At 65.7% G+C, this 14,135-nt stretch carries 11 protein-coding genes, 1 tRNA gene and 1 pseudogene; 6 read left to right on the top strand and 7 right to left on the bottom strand.

Features of this window, described 5'->3' with window-relative positions:
- Positions 1-16: 16 nt before the first annotated feature.
- The gene (locus tag EJO71_RS22060; protein WP_240651475.1) at positions 17-2,608 is read right to left on the bottom strand and encodes a GH92 family glycosyl hydrolase; all 2,592 of its coding nucleotides are present in this window, start codon (positions 2,606-2,608) and stop codon (positions 17-19) included.
- A gap of 265 nt (positions 2,609-2,873) precedes the next feature.
- Between EJO71_RS22060 and EJO71_RS22055 the strand changes: the two genes are divergently transcribed.
- The 6 genes from EJO71_RS22055 to EJO71_RS22030 all read left to right on the top strand — a co-directional run bounded on the left by EJO71_RS22055 (position 2,874) and on the right by EJO71_RS22030 (position 9,954).
- Positions 2,874-3,851, top strand: coding sequence for a LacI family DNA-binding transcriptional regulator (locus EJO71_RS22055; protein ID WP_125950798.1), 978 nt, complete (start codon positions 2,874-2,876; stop codon positions 3,849-3,851).
- A gap of 465 nt (positions 3,852-4,316) precedes the next feature.
- Positions 4,317-5,684, top strand: a complete 1,368-nt coding sequence (locus EJO71_RS22050) for a carbohydrate porin (RefSeq protein WP_206169042.1) — start codon at positions 4,317-4,319, stop codon at positions 5,682-5,684.
- A gap of 199 nt (positions 5,685-5,883) precedes the next feature.
- Entirely contained in the window at positions 5,884-7,092 is a 1,209-nt protein-coding gene (locus EJO71_RS22045; RefSeq protein ID WP_125950979.1) for an ABC transporter substrate-binding protein, read from the top strand.
- Positions 7,093-7,104: 12 nt separating this feature from the next.
- Entirely contained in the window at positions 7,105-7,974 is an 870-nt protein-coding gene (locus EJO71_RS22040) for a sugar ABC transporter permease (protein WP_125950797.1), read from the top strand.
- Positions 7,967-8,818, top strand: coding sequence for a carbohydrate ABC transporter permease (locus EJO71_RS22035; protein WP_125950796.1), 852 nt, complete (start codon positions 7,967-7,969; stop codon positions 8,816-8,818). The genes EJO71_RS22040 and EJO71_RS22035 overlap by 8 nt, the downstream gene beginning before the upstream one ends.
- An 8-nt stretch (positions 8,819-8,826) precedes the next feature.
- On the top strand, positions 8,827-9,954 hold the full coding sequence (locus EJO71_RS22030) for an ABC transporter ATP-binding protein (RefSeq protein WP_125950795.1): 1,128 nt from the start codon (positions 8,827-8,829) through the stop codon (positions 9,952-9,954).
- Between the two features lie 12 nt (positions 9,955-9,966).
- Here EJO71_RS22030 and EJO71_RS22025 read toward each other — a convergent pair.
- The 6 genes and pseudogenes from EJO71_RS22025 to tolB all read right to left on the bottom strand — a co-directional run.
- Positions 9,967-10,443, bottom strand: a pseudogene (locus EJO71_RS22025) (endonuclease V); the annotation flags it as partial.
- A gap of 127 nt (positions 10,444-10,570) precedes the next feature.
- Positions 10,571-10,646 (bottom strand) — tRNA-Lys (locus EJO71_RS22020).
- A 49-nt stretch (positions 10,647-10,695) separates the two neighbouring features.
- Positions 10,696-11,541, bottom strand: a complete 846-nt coding sequence (locus EJO71_RS22015; RefSeq protein ID WP_125950793.1) for a tRNA threonylcarbamoyladenosine dehydratase — start codon at positions 11,539-11,541, stop codon at positions 10,696-10,698.
- A 19-nt stretch (positions 11,542-11,560) separates the two neighbouring features.
- A complete protein-coding gene (ybgF, locus tag EJO71_RS22010; RefSeq protein ID WP_125950792.1) occupies positions 11,561-12,310 on the bottom strand; it encodes a tol-pal system protein YbgF in 750 nt (249 codons plus the stop codon).
- Positions 12,310-12,825 carry a peptidoglycan-associated lipoprotein Pal gene (gene pal / locus EJO71_RS22005; protein WP_125950791.1) on the bottom strand — a complete coding sequence of 172 codons (516 nt, stop codon included), beginning with the start codon at positions 12,823-12,825 and terminating at the stop codon, positions 12,310-12,312. Before pal ends, ybgF begins: the two co-directional genes overlap by 1 nt.
- 28 nt (positions 12,826-12,853) lie before the next feature.
- Positions 12,854-14,080, bottom strand: a complete 1,227-nt coding sequence (gene tolB, locus EJO71_RS22000; protein ID WP_240651474.1) for a Tol-Pal system beta propeller repeat protein TolB — start codon at positions 14,078-14,080, stop codon at positions 12,854-12,856.
- Positions 14,081-14,135: the final 55 nt, after the last annotated feature.

Raw genomic sequence — 14,135 nt, 5'->3', positions numbered from 1 at the left:
AACCCAATCCGGCCGCTCACATCGCACCCGCGGCGGTTGTCTTGGTGTAGTCCGCGGCCGGCCCGGAAGGCGGCGCCAGCGCGGGGTCAGAGGCCCAGTCTGTAGGCGTGGTCGACAGCTTGAAGGAAAGCGTTCCGCCGTCCTTGATCTTGTCGAGCGGCAGCCACGAGCCCGCATAGGCCGCGCCGTTGAACTTCATGTCGCCGATGTAGCGCACATCGTCGATCAGCGCCTGCCTGTCGGCCTCGATCCGCAGCTTCTTCCCGTTGCCCAGCCAGAGCGTCATGCCAGAGAACTGCGGCGTGGACACGGCCAGCCCCGGCGCCGAAGGAATCACCGGATACAGGCCCATGGCGGCCCACACGTACCAACCCGAGGTCGCGCCCATGTCGTCGTTGCCCGGCAGGCCGGCCGGATCGATGCTGAAGTTCTTCCGCAGGATGACCGGGATGATGTACTGCGCGTACTTGGCGGAACCGATCCAGTTGTAGGCCCACGGTGTCTGGAACGCCGGCTCGTTGCCGATGTAGTAGCCGTCGGAGTTTTCGCCGCCGTTCAGGTCCTGCCCGCTGGGCTCGGTCCCTTTGAACGGGTCCGCCGCGTCGAGCGAGAACAGCTTTGCGAGCCGGTCGAGCGTGCCCTGCCTGCCGCCCAGCTTCCGGGCCAGAAGGGTCCAGTCGTACGCGAAGGTCCAGAGGTAGTTGGCCTCGGTCGATTCGTGGAAGACGCCGTCGCTCCAGTCGCCCGCCGCGGTCTTCGACTTCAGCGTCTTGCTGGTGTCGTCGAAGATGTTCTGCCAGTTGCCCGCCCGCTTGAACACCGTGTCGATCACGCTCTTGTCCGTGGCCCTGGTGGCGGGCAGCGCGTCGAGGAAGGCGCCCACGGAGCGGTCGGTGGTGATGGCCTCCAGCGTTGTCGACGAGGGGTTGTCGTAGCCCCTGTCGGAAGGAATCCAGCCGATCTTCATGTAGTCGGCCAGGCTGTCGCCGGGCTTGCCGATGGAGAACTTGTCGTTGCACTGGCCCTTGGGATTCATGACGGCCTGGAGCATGTACTTCCTGGCGGTGTCGAGGTCGAACTTGCGCGCGCCGAACATGTAGGAGCCTGCGACGACAGTGGGCGCGTGGTCGCCGTTCATCGGCGTGGTGTCCTCGCTGCCGTCCACCCAGTGGGGAAAGGCGCCGCACTGCTGCGCGTCGGCCACCAGCGACTGCATCATCTCGCTCGCCTCGTCGGGCGCGATCAGGGCGAGCAGCTGGGCCTGGCTGCGGTAGGTGTCCCACATCGAGAAGCCGCTGTAGTGCGTCTTGTAGCCGGCGTCCTTGCCATCGAGCTTGAACTTGTAGCTGGCGACGTTCTCCGTCGCCCTGGCCGGGAGCACGTCGTTCGACTGCGAAAGATCGGCCTGCTTCATGCTGCGGTAGTCGCCGTTGACGTCGCTGTAGACGGTCGGGCCGCTGTAGACGCGGTAGAGGGCGGTGTAGAACTTCTTCAGCTGGGTCGTGGCGTCGTCCTGCTTCTTCGCGTCGAGCTTGCCGATCTCGCCCTCCTTCGCAAGATCGAGTTGCACGACGTTGAGGCGGCTGTTCCAGTTGTTCGCTGCCGCGGTCCTTACCGTGTCGAAGGAGGCGTCGAGGTTCTCCGTCTCGAGGTTCTTCTTCGCGTTGGTGGTGCTGACCGAGGAAATGCCCACCCTCACCTGCACGGTGAGATCGGCATCGGCCAGGTCGAACTGCAGGATCGCCGCCTTGCCCGAGATGGCGGAACTCGCCTTCAGCGGCTTGTCGAAGGTCGCGTAGTAATACACGGGCTGCTTCCATGTGCCGCCGCAGAACTCGTTGGCGACGGCGGTTCCCGATACGGACTTGCGGTCGGCGCTCAGCGCGACGTCCGTCAGGCCTGTGTAGGAAACGCCGTCCTGGTTCGGGTTGTTGCGGGCGGAGTCGATGGCGAGAAAGGCCTTGTCCTTGTCCGCGTAGCTGATCCTGGCCATGCCGGTGCGCGTCATCGCGGTCAGCTCGCTCGTGATGCCGTTGTTGAACTTGACCTTGTAGTAGCCGGGGCTGGCCGACTGGTTCGCCTTGGTGTACGCAAGGCCACCCGAGGGAATGCCGGTGCCGGCGTTGTTCGGCAGGATGGCCACTGCGCCCTGCCCCCTGCAGCCGGGTCCGTTGAGGTGGGTCATGCTGAAGTAGCGGATGGCCGCGTCGTCGTAGTAGTAGCCGCCCGAGCCGTAGCCCCAGGGCGATCCACTGCCCCTGGTGTCGGGGCCGAAGCTCACCATGCCGAACGGTGTCTGCGCACCGGGATTGACGTTGCCTGAATGGCCGCTTCCCGTGTTGGAGATCTTCGTTCCGACGAAGAGATCGACGTAGCCCGTGAGGGCGATATCGACGCGTTTCTCCTGCTGCGGTGTCGTCGTGCCTGCGTCGGGGACCGGGTTCGTATCGGTGCCGACAGTGGACGCCGGGTCGGAGCCGTTCGTTGTCGTCGTCGGGGTCAGGGGCACCGAGAAGCCACCCGAACCGCCGCCGCCGCAACCCCACAGCACCGACGCGGCGATCACGCTCGCGGCCATGGTTCTGCTGTACGCGATCTTCTTTTCCATGCTGCATGTCTCCCTGTTGCCTGTACATCGCTCACGGTCGCCGGAGCGCCAAACGGGCGCAGTGTATGTACGGCCCCGGTGAAGGCGGTCTTGTGATTTCCCGGACGAAACACGGCGCTGGCAGGGAAACAAATCAGCGCGCTACCCCTCCCGCGCGCAAGCCATCCGCAAGCCGCGTGCGTGCAGCAGTGCCTCGACAACGCTGCTCCGTCGCCATGAGAATGACGCCCTCCCAGCGACAACATCACCAAGGACAAGGAGACTCATGCCCGTAACCATCCGCGATGTGGCCGAGGCTTCCGGCGTCTCGATCAGCACCGTATCGCGTGCCTTGAAAAACCAGCGCGGCCTGTCGGACGACACGCGCCGCATGATCCGCCAGGTGGCGCGCGACATCGGCTACAACGCCGCGCGGCTGCGCGGCGCCAAGGCCAAGCAGCTGGCCTTCATGGTGCACAGGCAGCACAGCCACTTCTCGACCAACCCCTTCTTCTCCGACGTGCTGCATGGCGTCGAGGAGGCGTGCCGCAAGTTCGGCATCGTGCCCACGCTGCTGACCTGCGGGCCGACGGACCCGATCCGTGAGCAGCTGCGCATGCACGAGCCCGACATGATCCTCGCGGCCGGCTACTTCGAGAGCGAGGTGCTCGACATGGTGGCGGGACTCGAGCTGCCGATTGCGCTGATCGACTTCTCGCAGGGCGACCTGCCCTCGGTGAACCCCGAGAACGCGATGGGCGGCTACATGGCCACGCGGCACCTGCTGGACATCGGGCGCAAGCGCGTCGCCTACATCGCGGGCTCGCTGGCGCACGTGAGCATCCTGGAGCGCGCACAAGGCTATCGCCGCGCGCTGTTCGAGGCGGGCATCCTGGCCGACCCCGAGCTGGAAGTGGTGGCGCCCACCGGGCAGCTGCACGACCTGGGCGCATCGGCCGCAATGCAGCAGCTGCTGCGGCTGCGCAAGCCGCCCGACGCGGTGTTCGCGTACAACGACGCCGCGGCGCTGGCGGCGCTGCGGACCTGCCAGCAGGCGGGCCTGTCGGTGCCGGAGGACATCGCCATCGTCGGCTTCGACGACACACTCGCCGCCGCACAGGCCAACCCGCCGCTCACGACCTTGCGCGTGGACCGGCAGGAGCTCGGCCGCTTCGGCGTCGAGCTGGTGATGCAGGGCTCTTCCATGCCCAGGCTCAACACCCTGCCGGTCGAGCTGATCGTGCGGGCCAGCACCGGCGGCTGAAGCCTCGCCTCACATGGCCTGAAGGCCCCGCACCCCGGCGCTTTTTGCGTTGGCAACGCTGTGTTTCGTCCGGGAAATCACAAGATGTCGTACTAAATCGCGCTCCTACACTGCGTGCCGTCACACGTCAGGCCCCCTCGGAAGGCCGGCCTTCTGACAACGAGACGCAGCACAACAAGAGGAGACAGCACATGGCAGCGACCTGCATGCACAACCGGCGGATGCCTGAGTACAGGCCCCGTTCCGCCATGGTGCGTACTCCTCATGTTCCCTTCCCTTGCCTTGACGACCGCCCAGCCTTTCGCTCGATGAAGCGATAGCGCCGCCCCCTCCCCGCCTTCCCCCTTTCTTTCGTCTGGACACGACACCGCCGGTTTCGGCCGGTGCGGGAGAGCTTTTGCCCGCAGCAACCAGACGCCCACCTTTCACGCATTCACAACAACCGACCTGACCAAGGAGACACCCGTGAAACTCAAGCTGAACCGAATCGCCGCCGCGGCCGTCGTGCTGCTGGGCAGCCTGCATGGCCTGGCGCAGGCCCAGACCGCCGACACGCCGACGGACGCCCCGCCCGAGGCCACCGTGAAGTCCGACCCCACCAAGGACTTCGTCAAGAAGGTCAACGACGCCACCGGCCTGGAGTTCTGGGGCTACGGCCGCGGCGGCTTCTACAGTTCCCCCAAGGGTGCGCCCAAGGGCGGCTACTCCCTGGGCGGCGACCTGCAGAAGTACCGCCTGGGCAACGAGGGCGACAACTACCTCGAGTTCGGCATCGGCAAGCGCTTCGACCTGGGCGACGGCATCAAGTGGGGCGTGTTCTACATGCCCACGATCTACAACGGCAAGAGCGGCACCGCCCAAGCCTACTTCTCTCTCAGCGGCATCTTCGGCAACAGCGCCACGCTGTGGGCCGGCCAGCGCTACCACCGCATCCAGGACGTGCACATCGTGGACAAGTGGGTGGTGGAGGACGGCGACAACTACGGCGCCGGCATCGACGACATCCCGCTGGGCGGCCTCGGGCGCCTGAACGTGGCGGTGCACACGGCCGACTCGGTGGACAACAAGAGCGGCAACCCCAACAACGCCAAGCGCATCAACGTGCAGTGGCGCGACATTCCCACCAATCCGGACGGCAAGCTCACCATCACGGGCGGGCTGATCTCGGGCAACTTCGCCAAGGGCAAGGACGGCGGCGCGCTGGGGCTGATGCACATCCAGAAGAACTTCCTGGTGCCGGGGCTGAACAACATCTTCATCGCGCAGGCATCCAACGGCCACGCATCCCTGAGCGGCAAGTTCTACAACCTGGACAACAGCACGACGACCACCGGGCTGCTGCTGCCGCCGGGCTTCGGCAGCTCGAACACCTTCCTGTTCGCACCGCTGGTGGAGCGCACGGTGGTGACGCCGCAGGCGGGCGCGAAGCAGCGCCGCATCCTGGACTCGATGGACTTCCAGATCGGGCGCTTCGGCGGCCAGACGCTGATCGGCTACCAGACCACGCGCCCGGACGACGGGCCCGAGACGCGCGACTTCACGCTCGGCGGGCGTGTGTCGTACGGGATCGCCAAGTACACGAAGCTGCTGGCCGAGCTGGGCACGACGCGGCGCAGCAGCGACGGGCAGGCCCGCCAGACGCTGAACAAGGGCACGATCGCGGTGGCTTTCTCGCCGAACACCGATTTCTGGACCCGCCCCGAATTCCGCCTCTATGCCACGCGGGCGAGCTGGAACAAGGCCGCCGCCGATGCCAACGCCGGCACCTTCGGCGCCAACGGCCGGCGCAGCGCCACCATCTTCGGCATCCAGATGGAAGCCTGGTGGGAGTGAGCGGATGGCGATTCCGCACACCCTCCTGGCAGCGCTCTTGTTGCGCTCGCAACGCCGTCTTTCGTCCGGGAAATCACAGCGCGCAGCCCCGAGGGGGCTGCCTAAACTGCCGCCGGCCCCGGATTCCAGCAATCAAGACAACAGAAGAGACATGCAGATGAACACATCCCGATTCACCATTGCCGCCCTCTGCCTCGCCATGGGAAGCGGCGCCGCCATGGCCCAGCAGCAAAGCGTGGAAGTCCTGCACTGGTGGACCTCCGGCGGCGAGGCCGGCGCGCTCAACGTGCTCAAGGGCAACCTCGAGAAGCAAGGCGTGAAGTGGAACGACATGCCCGTGGCCGGCGGCAGCGGCGAAGCCGCCATGACGGCCCTGCGGGCGCGCGTGACCTCGGGCAACCCGCCCACCGCCTCGCAGATGCTGGGCTTCGACATCCTCGACTGGGGCAAGCAGGGCGTGGTGGCCGACCTGAACACGCTTGCCCAGAAAGGCGGCTGGGACAAGGTGGTGCCACCCGCGCTGCAGAAGTTCTCGAAGTACAACGGCAAGTGGATCGCCGCGCCGGTCAACATCCACTCGACCAACTGGGTCTGGGCCAACCAGGCGGTGCTGGCCAAGGCCGGCGTGACGGCCGAGCCGAAGACCTGGGACGAATTCATCGCCGCCGCCGAGAAGGTGCAGAAGGCCGGCTTCGTCGCCATCGCGCACGGCGGCCAGCCCTGGCAGGACGCGACGCTGTTCGAGAGCGTGGCGCTCTCGACCGGCGGCATCGACTACTACCGCAAGGTCTTCATCGAGCTCGACGGCAAGACCATCGCCTCGCCGACCACGGAGAAGGTCTTCCAGCGCATGAGCCAGCTTCGCAAGCTGGTGGACAAGGACTTCTCGGGCCGCGACTGGAACGTCGCCTCGGGCATGGTGATCGGCGGCAAGGCCGGCTTTCAGGTGATGGGCGACTGGGCCAAGGGCGAGTTCGTCAACGCCAAGCAGGTGCCGGGCAAGGACTTCGCCTGCTTCCGCTTTCCGGGCACGCAGGGCGTGGTCACCTTCAACACCGACCAGTTCGTGATGTTCAAGATGAAGGACGCCGACAAGGAGGCCGCGCAGCAGAAGCTGGCCGCCGCGATCATGGAGCCGGGCTTCCAGTCGGCCTTCAACGTGGTGAAGGGCTCGGCGCCCGCGCGCACCGACGTGCCCGACACCGCCTTCGACGCCTGCGGCAAGAAGGCCATCAAGGACGTTGCCGATGCCAGCCAGGGCAACACGCTGGTGGGCTCGATGGCGCACGGGCACGCGGTGCCGGCGTCGATCAAGAACGCGTTCTACGACGTGATCACGAGGCACTTCAACGGGCAGCTCGACGACAAGAAGGCCGTTGCGGCACTGGCATCGGCGGCGAAGAACTGATCCTTGCCGCACTTGAAAGCCAACAACCTGCTTCCCCGGCTCCTGCTGAGCCCCAGCGCCGTGCTGGTGCTGGTCTGCGTGTACGGGTACATCATGTTCACGGTGTACCTGTCGTTCACGGCGTCGACCATGCTGCCCACCGCCGAGTGGGCAGGCACGGCCAACTACGAGCGGTTGCTCGGCCTGGAGAACTGGGAGGTGTCGCTGCGCAACCTCGCGATCTTCGCGAGCCTCTACATCGTCATCGCGATGGCACTGGGCCTCGGGCTGGCGATCCTGATCGACCAGAAGATCCGTGCCGAGGGCGTGCTGCGTTCGATCTTCCTCTACCCGATGGCGCTTTCGCTGATCGTCACCGGCACGGCCTGGAAATGGCTGCTCGACCCCGGCGTGGGCCTGGAGCACACGCTGCAGAGCCTGGGCTGGAGCAGCTTCTCCTTCGACTGGATCAAGGACGGCGAGATGGCCATCTACTGCGTGGTCATCGCCGCCGTGTGGCAGACCTCGGGCTTCGTGATGGCGATGTTCCTCGCCGGCCTGCGCGGCGTGGACAGCGAGCAGATCAGCGCCGCGCGCGTCGACGGCGCGCGCACCTGGCAGATCTACCTGCGCATCGTGATCCCGCAGCTGGGGCCGGTGTTCGTCTCGGCCTTCGTGATCCTGGCGCACATGGCGATCAAGTCCTATGACCTCGTGATCGCGCTGACCAACGGCGGGCCGGGCCGCTCGACCTGGCTGCCTTCGGTCTTCATGTACCAGTACACCTTCGCGCGCAACGAGATGGCCGTGGGCGCCGCGAGTTCGGTGCTGATGCTGGTCGCGATCAGCATCGTCGTCGTGCCCTACCTGCTGCGCGAGATGCAGGGAGCCCGGAATGGCTGAGCGCTCGTTGCGTTTCGCGCTCTATGCGCTGCTGGCCGTGATGGCGTTGGTGTTCCTGATGCCGGTGTACGTGATGGTCGTCAACTCGCTGAAGCCGCTCGACGAGATCCGCAGCGGCAACCTGATGGCGCTGCCGGTCGATTGGACCCTCGCGCCCTGGCGCGCCGCATGGAGCACCGCGCAGATCGGCGTGCAGCCCACAGGGCTGAAGCCCTACTTCATCAACTCGTTCCTGCTGGTGGTGCCGGGCGTGGTGCTGTCGACGCTGATCGGCGCGGTGAACGGCTACATCCTCACGCAGTTCAGGGTGCGTGGCGCGCACCTGCTGTTTGCAGCCATGCTGTTCTCGGTGTTCATCCCGTTCCAGATCGTGCTGATCCCGATGGCCAAGACGCTGGGCCTGCTGGGCATCGCGGGCACGGTGACGGGACTGGTGTTCGTCAACACGGTGTACGGCATCGGCTTCACCACCCTCTTCTTCCGCAACTACTACGCCGCGTTTCCGCAGGAGCTGGTGCGCTCGGCACGCATGGACGGCGCGGGCTTCTTCGGCGTGCTGTGGCGCATCCTTCTGCCCAACAGCACGCCGATCATCGTGGTGACGGTGATCTGGCAGTTCACCAACATCTGGAACGAGTTCCTGTTCGGGGCCTCGTTCAGCGACTACAGCTCCTTCCCCATCACCGTGGCGCTGAACAACCTCGTCAACAGCTCCACGGGGGTGAAGGAATACAACGTGCATTTCGCGGGCGCCTTCATCGCGGCGCTGCCGACGCTCATCGTGTATCTGGTTTCCGGCAAGTACTTCGTGCGCGGCCTCATGGCCGGCTCGGTCAAAGGTTAGGTTGGTTAATGGCTTCTCTGGACTTGATTGGCATCCGCAAGAGCTTCGGCCCCGTGCACATCCTGCACGACATCTCCATCGCGCTGGAAGACGGCGAGTTCCTCGTGCTCGTCGGCCCCTCGGGCTGCGGCAAGAGCACGCTGATGAACATCATTGCGGGCCTCGAGGAGCCCACCGAAGGCCGGCTGCAGCTCAACGGCGGCGACATCACGCATGCCGCGCCGGCCGAGCGCAACATCTCGATGGTGTTCCAGTCGTACGCGCTCTACCCGAACATGACGGTGGCGAAGAACATCGAGTTTCCGCTGGAGATGCGCAAGGTCGACAAGGCTGCGCGTGCCGAGCGCGTGAAGAAGGTCGGCGAGCTGCTGCAGATCGGCCACTTGATGGACCGCAAGCCACGCCAGCTCTCGGGCGGCCAGCGCCAGCGCGTGGCCATCGGACGCGCACTGGCGCGCGAGCCGCAGCTCTACCTCTTCGACGAACCGCTGTCGAATCTCGACGCCCAGCTGCGGCTGGACATGCGCACCGAGATCAAGAAACTGCACCAGCGGCTGAACGCCACCATCGTCTACGTTACGCACGACCAGATCGAGGCCATGACGCTGGCCACACGCATCGCCGTGATGAAGGGCGGCGTGCTGCAGCAGCTTGGTACGCCGCACGAGGTCTACAACCGGCCGGCGAACACCTTCGTGGCGGGGTTCATGGGCTCGCCGCGGATGAATCTGCTGAAGATGCGGATGGCGAACGAGCGGCATGGGGAGCTGCGCATCGTTGCCGGAGACGGTAGCGTCGGAGCGACAGCGATCAATCTGCCGCTGGAAATGATGTCGGCTGTACCGGAGGCGGTCAGAGCCGGAAAAGATGTCATCGTCGGACTGCGCGCCGAGGCCGTGGATCTGGCAGCTCCAGGCACGGCACCCGGGCCCTCGCATTGCCATCTGGAAGCGCGCGTGCAAGTGGTCGAGCCGACCGGCGCCGATACGCTGGTGCTGCTCGACATCGATGGCCATGACTTCACGGCTCGCCTGCCGCCGGACGTGGCGCTGTCGGCCGGTGTGCGAACGCGCTTCGCCATCGATCTCTCGAAGGTCGTTTTCTTCGACGTCGACAGCGAGAAGCTGATTTCGTAAGTCGGAACCGGATCACGCGCCTCTTCGGGCGACGCCGTCGACGTGCTTGAGCACGTCCGGCAGCCTGTACTTTCCCGCCATGGAAAGCACTCGGCGCTTCGCTTCGTCGCTTGTCATCCCGGCTGCCGTGACGAACAGCGGCCGACTGCTGCCTCCGCGGAAAAGAAAAGCCTCCTGCGGGACACCAAGGTACTTCGTCTTCGCCACGCCGACGACCGGCACCCTGCGCTCGAGTTTGTGCCAGAGCGCGGCACCAAGCCCGTCCCGCGGCGGATCGCCGAGGGTGACGTAGCCGTCGATCACGATGCATTCGAGGGGTTCGTCGATCTCCTTCAGCACTGCCTCGATGCACGGCAGTTCGCGCCGGAAGAACTCGCCTGGGACGTACTCGTCTACGGAAGGAACGCGCACGACGATCTCTCGCGACGGGGCGGCATCGCTCCAGCACCGAAGCAGCACGCCGGCAGCCACGCCGCCGGTTCCCCGGTAGTCGACATCAACCCGACATCAACCGCAAGAATCACTGCCGTGTCCTGAGATGGGTTGCCTTGGATTTCGCACCGGCCATAAAAAAATCCTCAAGCGCCTGAGGCACTTGAGGATCTCGAAGAGGGTCTGGTAGGACGTACTGGATTCGAACCAGTGACCAACGGATTAAAAGTCCGCTGCTCTACCAACTGAGCTAACGTCCCGGAACCATTTTTCGCTCTTTACCGAAGTGATATCCGGCAAAGCCAAAGATTATAGCGCGAGGTTGGAGGCGATTTTGTCCAGAACCCAACCCGCCGCGCATTGACCGAACGTCGCGGTCACGCTGACCACCGATCCGTAGCCGTGGCAGTTGAGCGAACCGTCGCCGCTTTCAATGGCGCACGAGGCGTCCGGCGGCGCCACGCTTTCGCGGCTGAAGACACAGGCAACGCCGATCTTGCGGCCCTCGCGCGGAGCACCGTGTTCCTTGCGCAGGCGCTGGCGAAGCTGGGCCAGCAGCGGGTCGTGCGTGACGAGCGACAGGTCTTCGATGTCGACCTTGTGCGCCTGCCGCTTGCCGCCCGCCGCGCCGACCGTGACGAACGCGTTGCGCGAGGCACGCGCCCATGCCGCCATGGCCACCTTGGCCTTCACCTGGTCGCAGGCGTCGATGACGGCAGTTGCCGGTCCGTTCGCGGCCTGTGCCGCCTCCAGCAGCGAAAGCCAGTTGCCGGGCTCGACGAAATCGTCGATGGCCTGCACCTTGCACTCAGGGTTGATCTGCGCAATGCGATCGCGCATGGCTTCGACCTTGGCCTGACCCACCGTCGCGTCGAGCGCGTGGATCTGGCGGTTGATGTTCGACTCGGACACGTGGTCGAGGTCGATCATGGTCAAGCGCCCCACTCCGCTGCGCGCCAGCGCTTCGACCGCCCACGATCCCACACCGCCGATGCCGACGACCAGCACGTGCGCGTTGCGGATGCGCGCGGCACCGGCCACGCCGTAGAGCCGCTCGAGCCCGCCGAAGCGGCGCGCAAAGTCAGGCGCCGCGGTGTCGGTGACGACATCCGCGGCGGCTGGAGGAGTGAAAGCGGCAGTGATGATGGCGCTCAAGCGGAATGCTCCGCCCGCATCAGCGCAGGCGCGAGAGACGCTCGCGGCCGGCCTGTGCGGCTTCGGACTGCGGGTAGGCCTTGGTCAGGTCTTCCAGCGTGCGGCGCGCGGCACGTGTGTCCTTCAGCTCGATCTGGCAGTTCGCGATCGACAGCACGGCCTCGGGAGCCTTGGCGTGATCGGGCGCGAGCGAGAGCATGGAGCGGAAGTTCGCGATGGCCTCGTTGTAGTTGCGCGTGGCGTACTGCGCATTGCCCAGCCAGAACAGCGCCGAGGCGTTGTAGCCGCTTTGCGGGTAGCGCTTGACGAACTCGGCGAACGCGGTCTGCGCCTGCGCGAACTGGCCCGAGCGGAACACGCCGAGGGCGGCCTCGAAGTCGGCCTTTTCCTTCGGGTCGGCATTGAACTCGCGGCCGTCCACCGACACCTTCGATGGCTCGCTCTGCTTGAGCTTGTCGTCGATGGTGGTCTGGCGCGACTGCATTTCGCTCAACGTGCGCGTGAGCTGCTCGTTCTGGCCGGTCATGCGCGCGAGGTCGCCACGCATCTGCTCGATCTGGTTCTGCAGATCGAGCAGGCTGCGGCGCAGCTGGCCGTTTTCGTCGGTCAGCCGCTGGTCGGTCTGCTGGCGCATGGCCTCGACGCGCTGGCGCAGGTCGAGGATGGCGCGGCGAGCCTCGTCATCCTCGAACAGCGCGGCATGCGACGCCGCCGAGACGCAAAGCAGGGCCGCGGCCAGCGCCGAGCCTCGCAGTAGAGCGCGTGGCATCACCGGGTGTAGCGGACTTCGGCGCGACGGTTCTGCGCCCACACTTCTTCACCCGAGCCCGTGACGGCAGGCTTTTCCTTGCCGAAGCTCACGGCCTCGATCTGGTTGTCGTTCACGCCCAGCAGGGTCAGTGCGCGACGCACGGCTTCGGAACGCTTCTGGCCCAGCGCAAGGTTGTACTCGCGGCCGCCACGCTCGTCGGTGTGACCTTCGATCGAGATGCGACGCTGCGGATTGGCCTTCAGGAACTTGGCGTGGCCGTCGATCAGCGACTGGAACTCGGGCTTGACCGTGTAGCTGTCGTAGTCGAAATAGACGATGCGCGCCACGCCCACCGGACCTTGCGCGGTGCCCGCGTTGGGATCGATGGTGACAGGCGTCACGGTGCTCGCGCCTTGCTGGCCGCCGGCCGTGCCGGTGCGGTCGGTCACCGGCGTTTCGTTGAGCTTGGTGCCCGACGAGCAACCGGCGATGAGAGCCACGATGGCCAGCGAATAGATCGTACGTTTCAACATTTTTGAAAACTCCTCAAATAAACCTTAGTCATTGCTTTTGAAACGGACCCCAGTCCGGTTCCCTGATGTCTCCCGCCTGTCCCGCCAGTCGTGCCTTTATTTTTCCATCGAGCGTGGTCGTCATCAGGGCTTCGCGGCCCTGCAGCTGCGTTGCGTAGACGATCAGCTTGCTGTTCGGAGCAAAACTCGGACTTTCGTCCGCGGAGGTGTCGGTGATCGCGCTGACATTGCCGGTGGCCAACTCCATCACATGGAGTTTGAAGGCGCCGCCCACACGGGAGATGTAGGCCAACCACCGGCCGTCGCCGCTGACAGACGGAGAGATGTTGTAGGTGCCGCTGAAGGTCACCCGGGTCGGACTGCCGCCGCCGGCGCTCATCTTGTAGATCTGGGGAGCGCCGCCGCGGTCGCTCACGAAATAGATGGTGCCGCCGTCGGCCGAGTACACCGGTTCGGTGTCGATGCTGGAGCTTTGCGTCAGGCGGCGCGGTTCGCCGCCGCTGGCCGGAATGGAGAACAGCTGCGAGCCGCCGTCGCGGCTGAGCGTGACGGCCAGCGAGTTGCCGTCGGGCGCCCAGGCCGGGGCGCTGTTGGAGCCCTTGAAGTTGGCGAGCAGGCGGCGCTGGCCAGTGGCCACGTTGTGCACGTACACCACGGGCTTGCGCGACTCGAACGACACGTACGCCAGCTGCTGGCCGTTGGACGACCAGCAGGGCGAGATGATGGGTTCGGGGCTGGCGAGCGCGGCCTGGGCGTTCTCGCCGTCGGCATCGGCCACCCACAGCGAATAGCGGCTGCCGGCCTTCGTGACGTACGCGATGCGGGTCGAGAAGATGCCCTTCTCGCCGGTCAGCTTCTCGTAGACGTAGTCGGCGATGCGGTGCGAGGCAAGGCGCAGGTCGCCTTGGGGCACGGTGTAGCTCTGGCCGCCCAGGTCTTGTTCCTTCACCACGTCCCACAGGCGGAAACGCACGTCGAAGCGGCCATCGGCCAGCCTGTTGACGCTGCCCACCACGAGCGAATCGGCCTTGCGCTGGCGCCACGGCGACATGTCGGGGCGCGAGGCCTCGTCGAGCACCTGGCCGGAGGCATCGACACCGCGGAACTGGCCGCTGCGTTCCAGGTCGGCCTGGACGATGTCCGAGATCTTCTGGGGAGACGATTCCTGGCCCTTGAAGGGGGCGAGCGCGATCGGCAGCTGCGTGAGCCCGACGCCCGAGACCTCGACCCGGAACTGGGCCAGTGCAGGAATCATGGGGGTGGCAGCGAGGGCCGCGATGACTGTGCGGCGTGCAAATAACGATGAAGAA

Source organism: Variovorax sp. 679, assembly GCF_003952185.1.
Taxonomy (GTDB): Bacteria; Pseudomonadota; Gammaproteobacteria; order Burkholderiales; family Burkholderiaceae_C; genus Variovorax.
The sequence above is the reverse complement of the archived record's forward strand: the minus strand, read 5'-3'. Positions and strand labels throughout refer to the sequence as shown.

Excerpts from the sequence above, each read along its gene's own strand:
- EJO71_RS22060 (WP_240651475.1), bottom strand. The coding sequence starts at position 2,608 with ATGGAAAAGAAGATCGCGTACAGCAGAACCATGGCCGCGAGCGTGATC.
- EJO71_RS22055 (WP_125950798.1), top strand. The coding sequence starts at position 2,874 with ATGCCCGTAACCATCCGCGATGTGGCCGAGGCTTCCGGCGTCTCGATC.
- EJO71_RS22045 (WP_125950979.1), top strand. The coding sequence starts at position 5,884 with ATGGGAAGCGGCGCCGCCATGGCCCAGCAGCAAAGCGTGGAAGTCCTG.
- EJO71_RS22035 (WP_125950796.1), top strand. The coding sequence starts at position 7,967 with ATGGCTGAGCGCTCGTTGCGTTTCGCGCTCTATGCGCTGCTGGCCGTG.
- EJO71_RS22030 (WP_125950795.1), top strand. The coding sequence starts at position 8,827 with ATGGCTTCTCTGGACTTGATTGGCATCCGCAAGAGCTTCGGCCCCGTG.
- ybgF (WP_125950792.1), bottom strand. The coding sequence starts at position 12,310 with ATGCCACGCGCTCTACTGCGAGGCTCGGCGCTGGCCGCGGCCCTGCTT.
- pal (WP_125950791.1), bottom strand. The coding sequence starts at position 12,825 with ATGTTGAAACGTACGATCTATTCGCTGGCCATCGTGGCTCTCATCGCC.
- tolB (WP_240651474.1), bottom strand. The coding sequence starts at position 14,080 with ATGATTCCTGCACTGGCCCAGTTCCGGGTCGAGGTCTCGGGCGTCGGG.